General features: G+C 56.0%; 1 protein-coding gene. It reads left to right on the top strand.

Going from position 1 to position 539, the window contains the following annotated elements:
• The coding region (locus C5Y96_RS23745; protein WP_214609078.1) for a hypothetical protein at nucleotides 1-280 on the top strand (280 nt) is incomplete at its 5' end.
• Between the last annotated feature and the right edge of the window lie 259 nt (nucleotides 281-539).

Genomic DNA, 539 nt, shown 5'->3' with positions numbered 1-539 from the left:
GAAAGGGATCTATGAGCTGGACGTGGCGCCCGAGGTGGGTGAGCATTCGATTATCGGCCGCGGTTGGTGGTCAATTCATGACGGCGCTTCCGATGGCGTGGTGCCGGTCAAAAGTGCCCGGCTTCCCGGCGTCGACTCGGAAGTGATGATTTCCGCGACCCACACGCATCTCAACAAGCACCCCGGCGCAATTTGCGAAGTGCTGCGGATCTTGCAAGTTCACGCCGACCAACTCCCCTGGGTTCAGCCGCATCTGGTGGGGCAGTGCGAACCCAAATAGTCGATTTGCGTGATTTCTTTGCTCTTGAACCGGCGAAAAGCTGCCCCTTGCGCAAAAGATTGAGTTCGCGGGAATGAACGAGCCCGCGACTCGCGAACTAGTTGTGGCGGCCTTAGCCGAGAAGCTTGCTCAACGGCCCGTTTGGCGTTTTGGGACAATATTGCGGCACAATCAGACATCGTTGCGGAATTGTTCCCAATTCGAAGCGTTTAAATCACCTTCCAATGCTTTCCTCACGCGTCCTCCTTCGACTATCATA

This window comes from Blastopirellula marina (genome assembly GCF_002967715.1).
Taxonomy (GTDB): domain Bacteria; phylum Planctomycetota; class Planctomycetia; order Pirellulales; family Pirellulaceae; genus Bremerella; species Bremerella marina_B.
Note: the sequence above shows the minus strand (reverse complement) of the source record. Positions and strands in the feature narration are given on the sequence as shown.